This is a genomic window from Enterobacter cloacae complex sp. 402C9 (assembly GCF_050030745.1).
In the GTDB taxonomy this organism is placed as follows: Bacteria; Pseudomonadota; Gammaproteobacteria; order Enterobacterales; family Enterobacteriaceae; genus Enterobacter; species Enterobacter intestinihominis.
Genome location: NZ_JBLGUW010000001.1, coordinates 3863598 through 3880238, shown reverse-complemented (window position 1 = coordinate 3880238; position 16641 = coordinate 3863598). Strand labels below are relative to the sequence as shown.

Below are 16641 nucleotides of genomic sequence, written 5' to 3'. Positions count from 1 at the left end.
AACGCTTACCCGGCCTACGGTTTGCGGTTTGTAGGCCCGGTAAGGCGAAGCCGCCACCGGGCACAACAATCAATGCGCGATCGGCTGCGCACCGTGTGGTTCGCGTACGTGCTTGTACTTGAACAGCACGATGAACGCGAAGAACAGCACCAATGAGTACCCGGCGAAGATCAGCCACACTGGCTGCCAGTTGGTGATGCCGTTGGTGGTATACATCTCAACCACTTTACCGCTCACCACGCCGCCCAGAATACAGCCGAAGCCGTTGGTCATCATCAGGAACATGCCCTGCGCGCTGGCGCGAATTTCAGGTTTCACCTCTTTTTCTACAAACACCGAGCCGGAGATGTTGAAGAAGTCGAAGGCGCAGCCGTAAACAATCATCGACAGAACCAGCAGCACGGTGCCGAACGCGCTTGGGTCGCCGTAGGCGAACAGACCGAAGCGCAACATCCAGGCAGCGATACTGATCAGCATGACGTTCTTGATGCCGTAGCGGCTCAGGAAGAACGGGATGGTCAGAATGAACAGCGTCTCAGAGATCTGCGAGATGGACATCATCACCGACGCGTGTTCAACGATAAAGCTCCCGGCAAACAGCGGATCGTTATCGAAGCTGTGCAGGAAGGTATTACCGAACATGTTGGTGATTTGCAGTTCCGCGCCCAGCAGCATGGAGAAAATAAAGAAGATCGCCATGCGCTTGTTTTTGAACAGGGCGAAGGCGTCCAGGCCAAGCATGGTGCTCCAGCTCTGGTTTTTCTGCTGGTTAGAAACCGGAATGGTGGGCAGCGTCAGGGTGAACAGCGCCAGCAGCACGGAGAGCGCGGCACCAATATACAGCTGCATGTGGCTCAGCTCGAAGCCCGCGAAGCTCACGCCCCACATTGCCATGATAAAGCCGATGGTGCCCCAGATACGGATTGGCGGGAAGTCGGTGACGATATCCAGACCGGCAGATTTCAGGCGGTAGTAGGAGATGGTGTTGATCAGGCCAAGCGTTGGCATATACGCCAGCGAGTTAAGCAGGATCACCATAAACATCGCCCCCGGCGTGGTCACTTCGGCCGCCATAAACAGCGTCCCCGCACCCACCAGATGGCAAAGCATATACAGCCATTTCGCACTTAACCATTTATCCGCCACGATACCGAGCAGCGTTGGCATGAAAACAGCCGCAATACCCAGCGAGCTGTAGACGGCACCGATTGACGCACCATCGAACTTGAGCGTCACAAACATATAGGAGCCGAGTGTAGTCAGCCAGCTACCCCACAGGCAGAACTGCAGAAACGACAAGATTTTAAGCTGCAGCTTAAGGTTCATGTTACTTTCCTCACAAGTGAGCGGGAGATATGTTGTTATAGGAACATTCAGGGTTGTTATTTGATGCAATTCTATCAGTTGGCAACGATATGTTTTGTTACCTCCCGCAAAAAAATGCAATCCACATTAATTTGCAGTTTGGATTGTGATGCAAATAGCATTTTTGTATGGGTGGGATGAGATGGGTGCGGTCTGATGCCCCCTCACCCTAACCCTCTCCCCAAAGGGGAGAGGGAACTTGAACACCCTCTCCCCTTTGGGGAGAGGGCAGGGTGAGGGGTGGTGTTGGTTTCTAGCGGCGACGGTAGTTCTTCTGCGCCGTATTCACCTTATACAGATAGCGGCGGGATTCCGCAGACGGGTGGCGAGTGGTCAGCGTGGAGTACACGTCCCCCGGCGCCATGCTGTTGATGATGTTCGCGGCCTGAACTTTATCGTTCGAGAAGACGCGCAGGACGCTGCCCGCTCCGCCGTTGTAGGCGGTGATCACCGCATAGCGACGTGAAGTCGGGTTATCAATCCCGCCGAGATAAACATTGTTCAGCATCGCCAGATATGCGGTACCGGTATCAATGTTGCTTTGCGGGTCAAACAGGTAGCTGCGGCTCGGCGTACCGGATTTCCCCTGCGCGCGGAACACGTCTTTACCGGCGCTGTGCTGCACAACCTGCATCAGCCCCAGCGCGTCGGAACGGCTCACCGCATACGGGTTGAACGAGGATTCGGTCTGCATAATCGCCAGGATCAGCGACTCATCCACGCCATACTTACGCGACGCCTGACGCACCATGCCCAGATACTTATGCGCACGCTTGTCGAGGTGGTTCGGCACCAGGTTGATCGTAACGCTATAGATCACCTTCAGGCCATTGGTGCGGCTTTTCAGGCGCGTTTGCAGCAAATAGTCTGCGAAGTTCGTCGCGCGACCTTCCCAGCGAATCGGCTGACCGGTCTGGTCAACGACCTGCCCATACAGGAATGGCTCTTTGGAGATAGTAATGTCATCGGCATCAGAGTAGAGATCGATAGATCCCGGATCGTCGCCCATCAGCAGGGTTTTGATGATGGCCTGACGTAAATGCGCCGCAGGTTCAGTCCCCGCGATGGTTTCAATCGTAATCGTACCGTCATCGAAGTTGATGTGGCTACGGGTCTGATAGGCGTCGGTATACTTAACGTAGTCCTTCGGTCCGGCAATAAGAACTTCGTTAAATCCCCATATGTTCTCGATGTTATGGGCAAACTGCCCCATCAAAATGTCAAAACCGTTGGTGTCCTTAACCCAGGCTTCGTTATAGCTATCGCCCTTTTTGGAAGAACAAGACACAAGCAACGGCGCAACAAGTGCTAGCGCTAATAGTTTTTTCATCATTCCGGGAGTGCGTGTTGTGTTTGCTTTGAGGTTGCTGTTGCCGGGTGGCGCTGCGCTTACCCGGCCTACATAACCGTAGGCCCGTGCAAGCGCAGCGCCGCCGGGCAGCAGCCGCAGAGTATTATTTTTCCGGTGGCGTATAGCCTTCGATGTGGACGTCTTTACCCTCGAACAGGAAGTTCACCATCTCCTGCTCCAGCAGCTTGCGGTGTTCCGGGTTCATCATGCTGAGCTTTTTCTCGTTGATCAGCATGGTCTGTTTTTTCTGCCACTGTCCCCAGGCTTCTTTGGAGATCTCGTTGTAAATGCGTTTACCCAGGTCGCCCGGGTAGAGCTGGAAATCCTGGCCTTCAGCGTCGCGCTGCAGGAAAGTACAAAAAATGGTTCTGGCCATACTCATTCCTCTTTGTCTTGCCGATGCTAAACCATTGCACCGACACGTAATTGCTGTAACAGGCGCTCCACGGGAGCCGCCAGCCCGACTGATGGCGGTTGCGCTAAGTTATACCAGAGAGCGGTGCCTTCATCCATGCAGGAGGTGAATGAGGACACGGGAAGCCACATAGGCACAATATCCAGATGGAAATGGCTGAAGGTATGACGGAACGCGTTGAGTTGCGTCAGGGTATCGGCCGCAATGCCGCGCTGTTCAAGCCATGCCCGAAGCGAAGCTTCATCCTCAAACTGTGGGAAGCAGTATAGACTACCCCACAGGCCACTCGGCGGGCGCTGGGCGAGAAACACCTCGTCGCCATGCTGCATCAGCAGCATGTACCCGGTGCGTTCAGGCAGCGTCTGCTTCGGTTTTTTCCCCGGATACTGCGCCCAGGAGTGGTTCGCATAGGCCACGCAGAGGTTATTTACCGGGCAGAGTTCGCACTTCGGTTTTGAACGGGTGCAGACTATCGCGCCCAGATCCATCATCGCCTGGTTAAAACGCTCCACCCCTTTCGCCGGAGTGACCGCTTCACTGATCTCCCACAGGCGCTTCTCAACCTCTTTCTTGCCCGGCCAGCCTTCTACGGCGTAGCAGCGTGCCAGCACGCGCTTGACGTTGCCGTCGAGAATAGGGAAATGCTTGCCTAAAGACAGGGAAAGGATTGCGCCTGCGGTTGAACGCCCGACGCCGGGCAAATCCGCCACCTCGTCAAAGGTCTCCGGGAATTTACCGTTGTGGCGGGTGGCGACCTGCTGTGCGGCTTTGTGCAGGTTGCGCGCGCGGGCGTAATAGCCGAGGCCTGTCCACAGGTGCAGTACCTCGTCTAACGGCGCGTTGGCCAGATCGGTGATTGTCGGGAAGCGCGCCATAAAACGCTCGAAGTAAGGAATGACCGTCGCGACCTGCGTTTGTTGCAACATCACCTCGGAGAGCCATACTTTGTAAGGCGTTTTTTCAATTTGCCAGGGCAGGGTTTTACGCCCGTATTTGTCGTACCAGTCCAGCACCTGGGCTGAAAATTGAGAGGCTTGCATGGTCATCGATTCGCTTAATCAGGGAGGCAGATTGCAGCACAGCGTCAATCTGCTGTAAACCGGATCTTTCCCATGCTTGCATAGAAGCCTTAACTTTGGATAATGCCCGTTTCCCGTACACTCTCACAAGCAGACAACTCTTTTATGAAAAACGACGTCATTTCACCGGAATTTGATGAAAACGGTCGCCCGCTGCGCCGTATTCGCAGCTTTGTCCGCCGTCAGGGCCGCCTGACAAAAGGGCAGCAACACGCGCTGGATAACTACTGGCCGGTGATGGGCGTTGAGTTCAGCGAGCAGCCGCTCGACTTTACCGAGCTGTTTGGCCGCGATGCGCCAGTGACGCTGGAGATCGGTTTTGGCATGGGCTCCTCGCTGGTCACTATGGCGAAAGCGCGACCGGAGCAGAACTTCCTCGGTATTGAAGTGCACTCGCCAGGCGTCGGTGCGTGTCTGGCAACGGCCCATGAAGAGGGCGTTGAGAACCTGCGCGTTATGTGTCACGACGCGGTGGAAGTGCTGCACAAAATGATTCCTGACAATTCTTTGAACATGGTTCAGCTCTTTTTCCCTGACCCGTGGCACAAAGCGCGTCATAATAAACGCCGTATCGTTCAGGCGCCGTTTGCCGAGCTGGTGAAAAGTAAGCTTAAGCTGGGCGGCGTCTTCCACATGGCGACCGACTGGGAACCTTATGCGGAACACATGCTGGAAGTGATGTCGTCGCTGGACGGGTATAAAAACCAGTCTGAAAGCAACGACTACGTACCGCGTCCGGATTCACGTCCGGTGACAAAATTTGAACAGCGTGGCCATCGTCTTGGTCACGGCGTATGGGACTTAATGTTCGAGAGGGTGAAATAATGGCAAAGAATCGTAGCCGTCGTCTGCGTAAAAAGATGCACATCGAAGAATTCCAGGAAGTGGGTTTCTCCGTTGCCTGGCGTTTCCCGGAAGGCACCAGCGTTGAGCAGATCGATCAGGACGTTGATGCGTTCATCAACGAGGTGATCGAACCCAACAAGCTGGCCTTCGACGGTAGCGGCTATCTGGCGTGGGAAGGTCTGATTTGCACCCAGGAAGTGGGGAAATGCACCGAAGAACATCAGGCGCTGGTACGCAAATGGCTTGAAGACCACAAACTGGAAGATGTCCGCGTCAGCGAACTTTTCGACGTTTGGTGGGACTAATAAAGCAAGAACGGGGCCAGCATTAGCTGGCCCATTTTGTCTGAGGGAGTGTTGAAGATGCGTAAAACGTTGCTGGCGGTTGCTTTACTGGCAATCGGAACCACCGCCCATGCGGAGTATAAATGTAGCGTCACCCCGCGTGACGACGTGGTATTAAGCCCGCAAACCGTGCAGGTTAAGGGCGAGAATGGCAATCTGGTGATCACGCCGGATGGCAACGTGACGTTTAACGGCAAACAGCAAAACCTGACGGCCGCCCAGCGCGAGCAGGCGATGGACTACCAGGCCGAGTTGCGTACCGCGCTGCCATGGATAAACGATGGCGCGCTGACCCGCGTTGAGAAGGGCCGCGTGGCGCTGGATAAAATCATCACCAAAGAGGTGGGGGAGAGCAGCAATATGCGCACCCGCCTGACGAAGCTGGATAAACAGCTGAAAGAACAGATGAACCGCATTATTGAGACGCGCTCTGATGGCCTGACGTTCCACTATAAGGCGATCGATCAGGTGCGAGCCGACGGTCAGCAGCTGGTGAACCAGGCGATGGGCGGCATTCTCCAGGACAGCATCAACGAGATGGGCGCCAAAGCGGTGCTGAAAGGCGGCGGTAATCCGTTGCAGGGTGTACTGGGTAGCCTGGGCGGACTGCAAACCTCGATTCAGAACGAGTGGAAGAATCAGGAAGCCGATTTCCAGCAGTTCGGCAAAGACGTGTGTAAACGCGTGGTGTCCCTGGAAGACAGCCGGAAGGCGCTGGTGGGGACGCTGAAGTAATTTACTTCACCCCTCACCCTAACCCTCTCCCCAAAGGGGCGAGGGGATGGTTTGCGCCCTCTCCCTTTCAGGGAGAGGGCCGGGGTGAGGGTTGCAGCATTTGCAGTGTTTCAAGGATCTTTTCTAACACCACCTCTTCGTTATCCCAGAGTTCGTTGTTCCAGAAACGAATGACGTACCAGCCCTTTCGATTTAGCCAGAGCGTCCTTTGACGATCGTATTCCTGATTCTCATCATGTTGCCCGCCATCCAGCTCAACAGCCAGACGAGCCGCGCAGCAGGCGAAATCCAGAATGTAATTACCTACCGGATGCTGTCGACGAAATTTATAATTTTCGAAACGGCGGCTGCGCAGTAGATACCAAAGCCGTCTTTCTTCTTTTGTCAGCTCACGTCTGAGCTGTTTTGCATAAGAACGAGTAATTTCCATCCCCACACTCTGCCAGCCTTTCCCTCAACCAGCAGAACGGGATGTAAAATCCTGAATCAGCCTTCAGGATTTTCAGCGAGGAACAGCTCAAGAAGGGAGTTTAGGAACAGCTTACCGTGCTCGGTGATCTGCCAGTACTCATTACACTCGGTCAGATATCCCTGCGCCAACGCCTCGTCAATCTGCGGACGAATCACCGACTCTGACAACCCGGTGTAGAGCGCAAACTCCGCGCGCGGTGCGGCTTCCAGCAGACGGAAGCGGTTCATAAAGAACTCAAACGGCTTATCCACCGCCTCGACGTCATGCTGACGCTCCAGGTAGCGGCCTTCCATAAACCCGCGCGGATGACGCGTTTTGGCAGTACGCAGAATGCGCCCGTCCGGGAAGGTCACTTTGCCGTGTGCCCCGCAGCCAATCCCCAGATAATCACCAAAACGCCAGTAGTTCAGATTGTGCTGACACTGATAGCCCGGCTTCGCATACGCCGACGTTTCGTATTGCTGATATCCCGCCGCGGTCAAAAGCTGGTGGCCCTGCTCGAAGATATCCCACAGCGCGTCGTCGTCCGGCAGCACCGGCGGGCGCGAACCAAACAGGGTGTTCGGTTCAATGGTCAACTGATACCACGACAGATGCGGCGGGTTCAGTTCAATTGCCTGACGCAAATCGTCCAGCGCTTCTTCCAGCGACTGATCCGGCAGGCCGTGCATCAAATCGAGGTTAAAACTGCGCAGCCCAAGCCCCGTTGCCAGGTTCGCCGCGCGCTTTGCCTCTTCCGGGCCATGAATGCGCCCCAGACGCTTCAGCTTTGGCTCGCTAAAGCTCTGCACGCCGATGGAGATACGGTTCACGCCCGCGCGCTGATACTCGACAAAACGGTCGGCCTCAACGGTGCCCGGGTTGGCTTCCATCGTAATTTCAGCATCCGCTGCCAGGTTCAGGCGTGCGCGCACACCGTCCAGCAGCGTCTGCATCGCCGGGCCTGAAAGCAGGCTCGGCGTACCGCCACCAATAAAAATGGTCTTCACTTCACGTCCCTGTGCGTACGGTACATCGGCATCCAGATCGGCCAGCAGATGCGCGACGTAATCATCGTGCGGCACTTCGCCCTTCAGCGCGTGCGAGTTGAAATCGCAGTACGGGCATTTCTGCACGCACCATGGGATGTGAATATAAAGACTCAGAGGCGGCAAATTAGCCATTACGCAGTGCTTCCAGTAACAGTTTCAGGGCGCGTCCACGGTGGGAGATCGCGCTTTTCTCTTCGCGGGTGAGTTCCGCAGCGGTTTTGCCCTCGGTCGGGACAAAGAAAATCGGGTCGTAACCAAAGCCGCCGTTGCCCGCCGCTTCACGGGTGATCACGCCCGGCCAGCTGCCGTGACAGACAATCGGCGTGGGATCTTCCGCGTGACGCATGTAGACCAGCACGCAGTGGAACTGCGCGGTACGCTGTTCGTCAGGGACGTCGTTCAGGGCCACAAGCAGCTTTTCCAGGTTCTGCTGGTCGGTGGCGTCCACCCCGGAATAGCGGGCGGAGTAAATCCCCGGCGCACCGCCCAGAAAATCCACGGCCAGACCGGAGTCATCGGCAATCGCGGGCAGCCCGGTGATCTGCGCCGCATGGCGCGCTTTCAGAATGGCGTTTTCGATAAACGTCAGGCCGGTTTCTTCGGCGGAGTCCACGCCCAGCTCGGTCTGAGCCACCACGTCCAGCCCAAAATCATGTAATAGCGAGGCCAGCTCGCGCACTTTACCGGCGTTACCGGTGGCGAGAACAACTTTCTGCATGGTTTAGTCCTGTTTTGTCAGAGCCGCGACTTCCGTCGGGATAGATTGCGGGTTAAGGATTTTTACCTGTTTATGCCGGCCAAGTTCACCTTTCTCAATGATGACCTGGCTTTTAGCGACGCGAAACTGTTTTGCCAGATATTTAGTCAGATGCGCATTCGCCTGGCCGTCAACGGGCGGGGCAGTGATGGCGACTTTTAGCTCGTCGCCATGCAGCCCAACAATGCTGTCGCGGCTGGCTTTCGGCTGAATGTACAGCCGTAAAACCAGCCCGTCGGCGCAGGGGCTAACTGCACTCATAACGCCATCCACAGCCCCGGCAGCAGCATATTACCCGTCGCCTGTAACAGTTCCGCGATACCCATATTCAGCACGTACAGCAGCAAAACGAGAAGCATCGGGGAGAAGTCGATTCCGCCCATCGCAGGCAGCAGGCTACGGATCGGACGCAGCAATGGTTCAGTCAGCTGAATCAACGCGTACTCCACCGGGCTACGGCCCCGGCTTACCCAGCTCATAATCGCCATCACCAGCAGGACCCAGAAGATCAGCGAGCCGACGGTTTTAACCAGGATCAGAACGGCTGAAATCCAGATAATCGGCTGGAAAGTGATGACCATAAACAGCACGATCGCTTTGATAACGCTCAGAATAAACGCCATCAGCAGAGATGAACTGTCAATCGGCCCCATTGCCGGAATGATGCGGCGAAGCGGCCCCACAATGGGCTGCGTGATTTTCACGATAAATTGTGAGAATGGATTGTAAAAATCACAACGGGCCCACTGCATCCAGACGCGCAGTAGCAGCGCCATCGTATACAGTTCAATGACCGTTGAAAGCAGGAAAGTCAACGTCTTCATGGCGTTCCTCAGGTTTCCTTATTATTGGGTGTAATCGCGCGCACCGAAAATTGCTGTGCCGATGCGCACCATGGTGCTGCCTGCCGCGATGGCGGCTTCCATATCGTCCGACATGCCCAGAGAAAGCGTGTCTACCGTGTCATAGCGCGCTTTAAGCGCCTCAAATGCTACAGCCATTTGCTGTGCTACGGCAAACTGCCTTTCATAACTTGACTCTGGTGCCGGAATGGCCATCAGTCCGCGCAGGGTTAAGCGCGGCAACGCCGCCACGTCCGCCGCCAGCGCATCCAGTTCGCTCAGCGTAATGCCGGACTTGCTGTTTTCATCACTGATGTTGATTTGAATCAGCACGTTAAGCGCTGGCATCTCCATAGGGCGCTGGTCGCTCAAACGGGTAGCGATACGCAGACGATCGATGGTGTGACACCAGTCGAAGTGCTCTGCTACCAGACGGCTTTTGTTCGACTGTAGCGGACCGATAAAGTGCCACTGCAGGTCTGTATTTCCCCGCTCCCGGAAAGCGCGAATCTTATCTACGCCTTCCTGCACATAGTTTTCACCAAAGGCACGATGACCGGCGGCTATCGCTTCTGCGATGGCGCTCGCAGGCTTGGTCTTGCTGACTGCAAGCAACGTAATTTCTTCTGAAGCACGGCCGCAACGCGTTGCCGCGGCTGAGATTTTGTCCCGGACCTGTGCCAGGTTATGCGCAATGTCGTTCATTTTCCGAGGAGTTGTCTATGGATGTGGAAGAAATTGTGGCCCTTAGTGTAAAGCATAACGTCTCCGATCTACACCTGTGCAGTGATTCACCACCGCGCTGGCGCAGGTCAGGCCGTCTTGAACCTGCGCCGTTTCCGCCCCCCGATGTGGAGGCGTTATTAAAAGCGTGGCTCAACGACGAGCAGCAGGGTGCCTGGTGGGCAAACGGGCAGGTAGATTTTGCCGTTACCCTCACAGGCGGTCAGCGGCTGCGCGGCAGTGCGTTTAAGCATATGCACGGCGTTTCGATCGCGCTACGCCTGTTGCCGCTGACGTGTCCGCAGCTCTCTGCGCTAGGCGTGCCGCGCGCGATCCCGGAGCTTTTGTCCAATGACAATGGCCTGATTCTGGTCACCGGCGCCACCGGCAGCGGGAAATCGACCACCCTGGCCGCGATGGTCGATTTTCTCAATCACCATACGGACGGGCACATTCTGACCCTGGAAGATCCGGTGGAGTTTATGTACCAGAGTGAACGTTGCCTCATCCGGCAGCGGGAGATAGGCCAGCATAGCCCGTCCTTTGCCGAGGCCCTGCGCAGTGCGCTGCGTGAAGATCCGGATGTGATTCTGCTTGGTGAGCTGCGCGACAGCGAGACGATACGCCTGGCGTTGACGGCGGCTGAGACTGGCCATCTGGTGTTGGCCACGCTGCACACGCGCGGTGCGGCGCAGGCGATCGAGCGCCTGGTCGATACCTTCCCGGCGCAGGAGAAAGATCCGGTTCGTAATCAGCTGGCGGGAAGCCTGCGTGCGGTACTGGCGCAGAAGCTGCGTCAGGATGTCCAGGGCGGGCGGGTGGCGCTGTATGAGCTACTGGTGAATACGTCGGCGGCGGCAAACCTGATCCGCGAAGGCAAAACCTGGCAACTGCTGGGCATTATTCAAACGGGGCAGCAGGCGGGGATGCAGAACTTTGAGCAGAGTCTGGCGGAGCGACGGGCGCAGGGGCGGCTGTAGGCCCCGGCGCTCAGTAACCCTGTTCGAAATAGCTTTCGAGGATAATGACGGCTGAAGCTGAATCCACGCTGCCTTTGTTCAACGCCCGGAAGCCACCGTGCTCGAACAGGCCAGCGCGTGCCTCGACGGTGCTCAAACGTTCATCGTGCAGCTTAACGGAGACACCAAAGCGGCCATGAATTTTGTTCGCGAACTTGCGCGCGCGGGCGGTAAGCGGCTGCTCGGTGCCGTCCATGTTCAACGGCAGACCGACAATCACGTCGTCCGGCTGCCACTCTTTGAGCAAGCGCTCAATAAGGTTCCAGTCCGGCGTGCCGTCGTTAGCTTTCAGCGCTGTGAGCGGGCGGGCGGTGCCGGTGATCCGTTGACCCACAGCGACGCCGATGCTTTTGGTGCCGAAGTCAAAGGCGAGAAGGGTGCCGCTCATTACGCGTGCCCCGCAACGCCAGGCATGGTCAGAATATCAATGCCAATCAGTTTTGCCGCGTCACGCCAGCGATCGGCGATAGGGGTTTTAAACAGGATATTCATATCCGCAGGGGCCGTCAGCCAGGCGTTGTCCAGAATTTCTTGTTCCAGCTGCCCTTTTTCCCAGGAAGCGTAGCCGAGCGCAACCAGCACCTCAGAAGGCTGATTTGCCGTGCCCAGTGTTTCGAGCACATCGCGAGAGGTGGTGACGACGGTGTTATCGGAGATACGAATGCTGGACGAGAAAACCGGCGGGGTATGCAGGATAAAGCCACGATCTTCTGCAAGCGGTCCGCCGAGCATCACCGGTTTATCAAGACGGATTTCCGGCAGCCGCGCTTCAGCAGGGATTTTCAGCTTGTCCAGAATGCCTTCGACCTGAAGGTTTTCCAGCGGCTTATTGATGATAATCCCCATTGCGCCGTCTTCGTTGTATTCGCAAATATAGACCACGGCGCGGCGGAAAATCGGATCCTGGAGAGCAGGCATGGCAATAAGAAAGTGATGCTGTAAATTCATTGTCAGAGGTACTGTTTCCTGGTTTAAAAAGCGACAGCGCCCAGTATGGGGATAAACACAGGCGCTGTCACAGGTTATTTCTGTAAACGTTTTTCGATAGCGTCCATCAGCATTCCGGTGATCGAGATCGGGAATTCCGCTTCGATCTCACGAATGCAGGTCGGGCTGGTGACGTTCACTTCGGTCAGACGATCGCCGATGATATCGAGGCCAACGAAGATCAGGCCTTTGGCTTTCAGCGTAGGGCCGACGCGGCGGGCAATTTCCCAGTCGCTTTCGCTTAACGGACGCGGTTCGCCACGACCTCCGGCCGCCAGGTTGCCACGGGTTTCACCACCCTGCGGGATACGCGCCAGGCAGTAAGGCACCGGCTCGCCGTCTACAACCAGCACACGCTTGTCGCCGTCTTTAATGGCCGGCAGATAGTTTTGCGCCATGCAGTAGCGGGTCCCCAGCTCGGTCAGCGTTTCGGCAATCACGCCAATGTTCGGGTCGCCCTCTTTCACGCGGAAGATCGATGCGCCGCCCATGCCGTCCAGCGGCTTCATGATGATGTCGCCGTGCTTCTGCCAGAATTCTTTCAGCTGCGTTTTGCTGCGGGTGACCAGCGTTTCCGGCGTCAGGTCAGAGAACCATGCGGTATAGAGCTTCTCGTTGCAGTCGCGCAGGCTCTGCGGCTTGTTGACGATCAGCGTGCCTTTCTCTTCGGCACGTTCAAGGATATAGGTGGAGTAAATGTATTCGGTGTCGAACGGCGGATCTTTACGCATCAGGATGACGTTAAGGTCGGCCAGGGCAATATCCTGCTCGGTGCCGAATTCGTACCATTTTTCGTAGTTCTGCTCGACGTTAACGATGCGGGTACGTGCGCGGGCTTCACCGTTGATCAGGTACAGATCGTTCATCTCCATATAGTGGAGTTCATAGCCGCGACGCTGCGCTTCCAGCAGCATAGCGAAGCTGGAATCTTTCTTAATGTTAATGTTTGCGATGGGGTCCATCACGATGCCGAGCTTAATCATCTTCTTCTCCGGTTATGGGTCTTTGCTTCAACCCAGATCGCCAAATCGCACCTGTAGCGCGGTAATGGCGGTGAGTGCCGTTGTCTCAGTGCGCAGAACGCGAGGTCCCAACAGAATATCAGTAAACTGGTAACGCGCCGTCATGGCAATTTCGTCAGCCGACAGGCCGCCTTCCGGGCCAATCAGCAGGCGTACGCGCTCAACGGGCAGCGGCAGCGTATTGATGCTGGCGCTGGCGCGCGGATGAAGATTAAGCTTAAGCCCGCTTTCCTCTTCTGCACACCAGTCCTCCAGATCCATCGCCGGGCGGATCTCCGGGATGCGGTTGCGGCCACTCTGTTCACAGGCTGCAATGGCAATTTTCTGCCACTGCTGGATCTTTTTGTTCAGACGTTCCGCATCCAGTTTAACGCCGCAGCGCTCAGAAAAAAGTGGCGTAATGAGGCTTACACCCAGTTCAATGGATTTCTGAATGGTGAACTCCATCTTTTCCCCGCGCGACATCACCTGGCCAAGGTGAATGTGCAGCGGGGATTCCCGGTCGTCCACGTCGCCACGCAGCACCTTCACGTGCACGCTTTTTTTATCGGCGCGCGTAATTTCAGCGTCAAAAATCTGATTAGAGCCGTCAAAGAGCTGAATCGCCTGGCCTGCGCCCATGCGCAGCACGCGGCCTACGTGGTTTGCGGCATCATCAGACAGGGCGATTTCGCCGCCTGGGGTAATCAGTTCAGGGTGATAGATGCGAGGGATGCGCATAGTCAGAAATTCCATGTGTCATGCGATATAAGCGAATTGCCGTAGTGTAGGTTAGCTCTTTTGCGCCTGGCAAGCCCGCTGGACGTAAGGGTTGTGATTCCCCTGGACTTTGGCGATACGTTCGTCGCGCTGGCATTCCCAGTCCGTCACCGGGTAGAGCTTGTCCCAGGCATTGAAGAGTTGCGTCTGCTGGCGGGAAAGGTTGAGATCGTAGCGGTCACGCATATAGAAGTAAGTGCGGGCGATGCTGCCGCGCGCGCGGGCAGGCGGTTCGGCGAGTTTCTCTTTGAAATCGACCTTCATGGCGCACTGACCGTACTGGCCTTCGCCACCGTTCCACTGGCTGTACATGAAGTTTCCGCGGTCGCCATTGACTTCACCCACTGCGGGTTGCAGGTTGTGCATATCGCTTTCCATCTGGCGGTAGACCGGATCTTTTGCGCAATTTTTACGTCCACCGTCCTGCCAGCACTGGCGCTGGTGGCCAAACTGCCAGGCCGGAACAACGTGTTCCCATTCGATTCGGCTGGCGCGGTTCTCGTTCTTGCGCACCTTATAGCCGCAGGATCCCAGATCCACGACCCCTTTCTTACCCTGCCAGTTAATTTTACAGCCGCAGTAGAAATCACCCGGTACGTCGGCGTTAATCTTTACGCCTGCGGTTTTTGCCTGTGAGAAACTGTGAATACCGTCGGCCAGAGCATGGCCGGAGAGCGCCGTCGCCAGAAAAGCGACTGCGAGAGAAACATTACGGGACATCTTACACTCCGTGTCAAAACGAGCCCGCAACGTAACGAATGTTGTTCCCGTATGCAATCAGTCAGATCAGGAAAGTTCCTGAAAGTTCGAGCGATTATTCCGCCACCAGTGGTTCGCCGCACTTTACGCAGCGATAGGTAGCCTCGCCGCGCACCACGCGGTTGTGACGGCGGACGGTAAGCTGGTGCTGCTGGCACTGGCAGCGGTAGGGAAACGTATTGCGGCGTACCGATTCCAGCTCGAACTGGTGGGTGCGGCGAGCCGGAACGCCGAGCACCGCCTCCATCATCCATTTCCACTCTTTGCCGTGCGGCGCGACGCGGCCAAAGTGTTTCCACACCAGAAGGTGGGCCAGCTCGTGCGGCACCACTTCTTCGATAAACGCCTGCTGATTTTCCATCATCAACACCGGATTCAGGCGGATCTCATACGATTCCAGCCAGGCGGTGCCCGCCGCGGTGCCACGCTGCTGATAGACCAGCTTCGGTTCAGGATAATTGCGGCCGAGCTTCAGGTTGGCCTGGGCGAGTTTTTCCCGCAGGCTGCGCATAACGGCTTGCTGAATGGCGATGGGGAGACGGGGAGATTTCATAGGGGCAGAGCATAAAGCGGGAAGCGGGGAGGCGCAAGAGGCGCCTCCCCGCAGGAGGATCAGTCGTGTGCGCCGATTTCGCGCAGAGGACGACCTTTCAACAGGTTACGTTCAATGTGTTCCAGTGAAACATGTTTGGTTTCAGGAACCAGCCAGATCGTGAGAACAATAAAGAACAGGTTCAGACCGGCGTAGACCCAGAAGGTATTGGCATTACCCAGGGTATTGAGCATGGTCAGGAACGTTGCGCCGACGATCATGTTGGCAATCCAGTTGGTTGCGGTAGAGCAGGTGATACCAAAATCACGCCCTTTCAGCGGCTGGATCTCAGAACACAGTACCCAAATCAGCGGACCGGCGCTCATCGCAAACCCAATGATAAACATCAGCAGCATCGCCACGGCGAAGTACTGTGCCGTTGGGGAGTGAATGCCCATGTGCATCATGGTACCCAGCACGCCCATCCCGATGGCCATCACCAGGAAGCCCAGCGTCAGGGTTGGTTTACGCCCCCAGCGGTCCACCAGACCGATAGCGATAAAGGTCGCCAGCACGTTGGTCAGGCCGACGATCACGGTGCCCCACATCTGTTCGGTGGTGTTGGTGTAGCCCGCCAGTTCGAAGATTTTCGGCGCGTAATACATGATGACGTTCATCCCGGTGAACTGTTGCATGATCTGTAACAGCACACCGAGGAACACCGCGCGGCGGAAGTTGCTGTTCTCTTTGAACAGCGCCCAGCCGGACTGTTTGACCTTCAGGCTTTCGCGGATCTCTTCCAGCTCGTTTTTGGCTTCGGCGCTGGTATCACGCAGGCGTAAGAGCACGCGTTCGGCATCGTGGAAGCGGCGTTTGGCGGCGAACCAGCGCGGGCTGTCCGGCAGGAAGAAGACACCAATCAGCAGCAGAATGGCCGGAATGATGATGACGCCCAGCATCCAGCGCCATGCGCCGCTGTAGCTGAAGGCGGTATCGGAAAGATAAGCCCCCAGAATACCGATGGTGATCATCAGCTGGTACATGGAAATCATGCTGCCGCGGATTTTTTCCGGTGCGATTTCAGACAGGTACAGCGGGGCAGTATAAGACGCCACGCCCACTGCCAGACCGAGCAGCACGCGGGAGAGGATCAGCACTTCAACGTTAGGCGCAGCGGCAGAGAACAGTGAGCCGGCAACGAACAGGATCGCGCCGATCATCAGGCTCTTTTTACGCCCGAGCTTAAAGGAGAGCCAGCCGCTGCCGACCGCGCCGACGGCGGCACCGAACATCATGGAGCTGACCACCCATTCCTGAGTGTGTGCGCTAATCTGGAACTCATCGGTGATGAAAGGTAATGCACCGGCAATTACGCCAATATCCAGGCCAAAGAGTAATCCTGCCAGAGCGGCGAGGAAGCAGACGAAGAACGTCATTGCCTTATTGGACGTACGCCCCTGTTTATTATTGTCAGGCATTATGCCCTCCAGTTGGGTTATCAGTTTTTACGATATTAAGAGTAGGTGAGCGGCTCATAAAAATATGTGAGTCAAATCACAACGGTGTAATCGGTTACACTAGTTTGTAACCGTAAAAATAATTA

At 56.2% G+C, this 16641-nt stretch carries 21 protein-coding genes; 4 read left to right on the top strand and 17 right to left on the bottom strand.

Translation table 11 applies throughout. From position 1 onward, the window contains the following. Positions 1–69: 69 nt before the first annotated feature. From ACQG1K_RS18480 to mutY, 4 genes are all read right to left on the bottom strand, one after another. Entirely contained in the window at positions 70–1326 is a 1257-nt protein-coding gene (locus ACQG1K_RS18480; RefSeq protein ID WP_022649364.1) for a nucleoside permease, read from the bottom strand. Positions 1327–1618: 292 nt separating this feature from the next. Further along, positions 1619–2695 carry a membrane-bound lytic murein transglycosylase MltC gene (gene mltC, locus ACQG1K_RS18475; RefSeq protein WP_032621902.1) on the bottom strand — a complete coding sequence of 359 codons (1077 nt, stop codon included), beginning with the start codon at positions 2693–2695 and terminating at the stop codon, positions 1619–1621. Between the two features lie 124 nt (positions 2696–2819). Then, positions 2820–3092 (bottom strand): oxidative damage protection protein, encoded by a 273-nt coding sequence (locus ACQG1K_RS18470; RefSeq protein WP_003862425.1) that lies wholly within the window; start codon positions 3090–3092, stop codon positions 2820–2822. Between the two features lie 26 nt (positions 3093–3118). Next, a complete protein-coding gene (gene mutY, locus ACQG1K_RS18465) occupies positions 3119–4171 on the bottom strand; it encodes an A/G-specific adenine glycosylase (RefSeq protein ID WP_367076204.1) in 1053 nt (350 codons plus the stop codon). 144 nt (positions 4172–4315) lie between these two features. Between mutY and trmB the strand changes: the two genes are divergently transcribed. The 3 genes from trmB to ACQG1K_RS18450 are packed head-to-tail and all read left to right on the top strand — an operon-like array spanning position 4316 to position 6135. Beyond that, a complete protein-coding gene (trmB, locus tag ACQG1K_RS18460; protein WP_367076202.1) occupies positions 4316–5035 on the top strand; it encodes a tRNA (guanosine(46)-N7)-methyltransferase TrmB in 720 nt (239 codons plus the stop codon). After that, a complete protein-coding gene (locus tag ACQG1K_RS18455; protein WP_003862421.1) occupies positions 5035–5361 on the top strand; it encodes a YggL family protein in 327 nt (108 codons plus the stop codon). The genes trmB and ACQG1K_RS18455 overlap by 1 nt, the downstream gene beginning before the upstream one ends. Positions 5362–5418: 57 nt before the next feature. Beyond that, the gene (locus tag ACQG1K_RS18450; RefSeq protein WP_022649360.1) at positions 5419–6135 is read left to right on the top strand and encodes a DUF2884 domain-containing protein; all 717 of its coding nucleotides are present in this window, start codon (positions 5419–5421) and stop codon (positions 6133–6135) included. 67 nt (positions 6136–6202) lie between these two features. Here the strand turns inward: ACQG1K_RS18450 and ACQG1K_RS18445 are convergent, their stop codons facing one another. The 6 genes from ACQG1K_RS18445 to ACQG1K_RS18420 are packed head-to-tail and all read right to left on the bottom strand — an operon-like array spanning position 6203 to position 9942. Beyond that, the gene (locus ACQG1K_RS18445; RefSeq protein WP_023306916.1) at positions 6203–6565 is read right to left on the bottom strand and encodes an endonuclease domain-containing protein; all 363 of its coding nucleotides are present in this window, start codon (positions 6563–6565) and stop codon (positions 6203–6205) included. A gap of 56 nt (positions 6566–6621) precedes the next feature. Further along, positions 6622–7770, bottom strand: a complete 1149-nt coding sequence (gene hemW / locus ACQG1K_RS18440; RefSeq protein ID WP_038416710.1) for a radical SAM family heme chaperone HemW — start codon at positions 7768–7770, stop codon at positions 6622–6624. Continuing rightward, entirely contained in the window at positions 7763–8356 is a 594-nt protein-coding gene (locus ACQG1K_RS18435; RefSeq protein WP_022649357.1) for an XTP/dITP diphosphatase, read from the bottom strand. The genes hemW and ACQG1K_RS18435 overlap by 8 nt, the downstream gene beginning before the upstream one ends. Positions 8357–8359: 3 nt before the next feature. Next, positions 8360–8656 carry a DUF167 family protein YggU gene (gene yggU / locus ACQG1K_RS18430; protein WP_022649356.1) on the bottom strand — a complete coding sequence of 99 codons (297 nt, stop codon included), beginning with the start codon at positions 8654–8656 and terminating at the stop codon, positions 8360–8362. After that, on the bottom strand, positions 8653–9219 hold the full coding sequence (locus ACQG1K_RS18425) for a YggT family protein (RefSeq protein WP_003860024.1): 567 nt from the start codon (positions 9217–9219) through the stop codon (positions 8653–8655). The genes yggU and ACQG1K_RS18425 overlap by 4 nt, the downstream gene beginning before the upstream one ends. A 21-nt stretch (positions 9220–9240) precedes the next feature. Further along, positions 9241–9942 carry a YggS family pyridoxal phosphate-dependent enzyme gene (locus ACQG1K_RS18420; RefSeq protein WP_023298569.1) on the bottom strand — a complete coding sequence of 234 codons (702 nt, stop codon included), beginning with the start codon at positions 9940–9942 and terminating at the stop codon, positions 9241–9243. Positions 9943–9959: 17 nt separating this feature from the next. Between ACQG1K_RS18420 and ACQG1K_RS18415 the strand changes: the two genes are divergently transcribed. After that, a complete protein-coding gene (locus ACQG1K_RS18415) occupies positions 9960–10940 on the top strand; it encodes a type IV pilus twitching motility protein PilT (RefSeq protein ID WP_367076199.1) in 981 nt (326 codons plus the stop codon). Positions 10941–10950: 10 nt separating this feature from the next. On the opposite strand, the gene ruvX is transcribed toward ACQG1K_RS18415, so the two are convergent. The 7 genes from ruvX to galP form a co-directional block, all read right to left on the bottom strand. After that, a complete protein-coding gene (gene ruvX, locus ACQG1K_RS18410) occupies positions 10951–11367 on the bottom strand; it encodes a Holliday junction resolvase RuvX (protein ID WP_006811925.1) in 417 nt (138 codons plus the stop codon). Continuing rightward, positions 11367–11927 carry a YqgE/AlgH family protein gene (locus tag ACQG1K_RS18405; protein ID WP_022649353.1) on the bottom strand — a complete coding sequence of 187 codons (561 nt, stop codon included), beginning with the start codon at positions 11925–11927 and terminating at the stop codon, positions 11367–11369. The genes ruvX and ACQG1K_RS18405 overlap by 1 nt, the downstream gene beginning before the upstream one ends. Before the next feature lie 74 nt (positions 11928–12001). Then, entirely contained in the window at positions 12002–12949 is a 948-nt protein-coding gene (gene gshB, locus ACQG1K_RS18400; protein WP_003860032.1) for a glutathione synthase, read from the bottom strand. A 27-nt stretch (positions 12950–12976) separates the two neighbouring features. After that, on the bottom strand, positions 12977–13708 hold the full coding sequence (rsmE, locus tag ACQG1K_RS18395) for a 16S rRNA (uracil(1498)-N(3))-methyltransferase (protein WP_003860033.1): 732 nt from the start codon (positions 13706–13708) through the stop codon (positions 12977–12979). A gap of 51 nt (positions 13709–13759) precedes the next feature. After that, positions 13760–14467: a deoxyribonuclease I gene (gene endA / locus ACQG1K_RS18390; RefSeq protein WP_022649352.1), complete on the bottom strand. Its 708-nt coding sequence runs from the start codon at positions 14465–14467 to the stop codon at positions 13760–13762. A 94-nt stretch (positions 14468–14561) separates the two neighbouring features. Further along, positions 14562–15059, bottom strand: coding sequence for a SprT family zinc-dependent metalloprotease (locus tag ACQG1K_RS18385; RefSeq protein ID WP_032626162.1), 498 nt, complete (start codon positions 15057–15059; stop codon positions 14562–14564). A 59-nt stretch (positions 15060–15118) separates the two neighbouring features. Further along, the gene (galP, locus tag ACQG1K_RS18380) at positions 15119–16516 is read right to left on the bottom strand and encodes a galactose/proton symporter (RefSeq protein ID WP_367076197.1); all 1398 of its coding nucleotides are present in this window, start codon (positions 16514–16516) and stop codon (positions 15119–15121) included. Between the last annotated feature and the right edge of the window lie 125 nt (positions 16517–16641).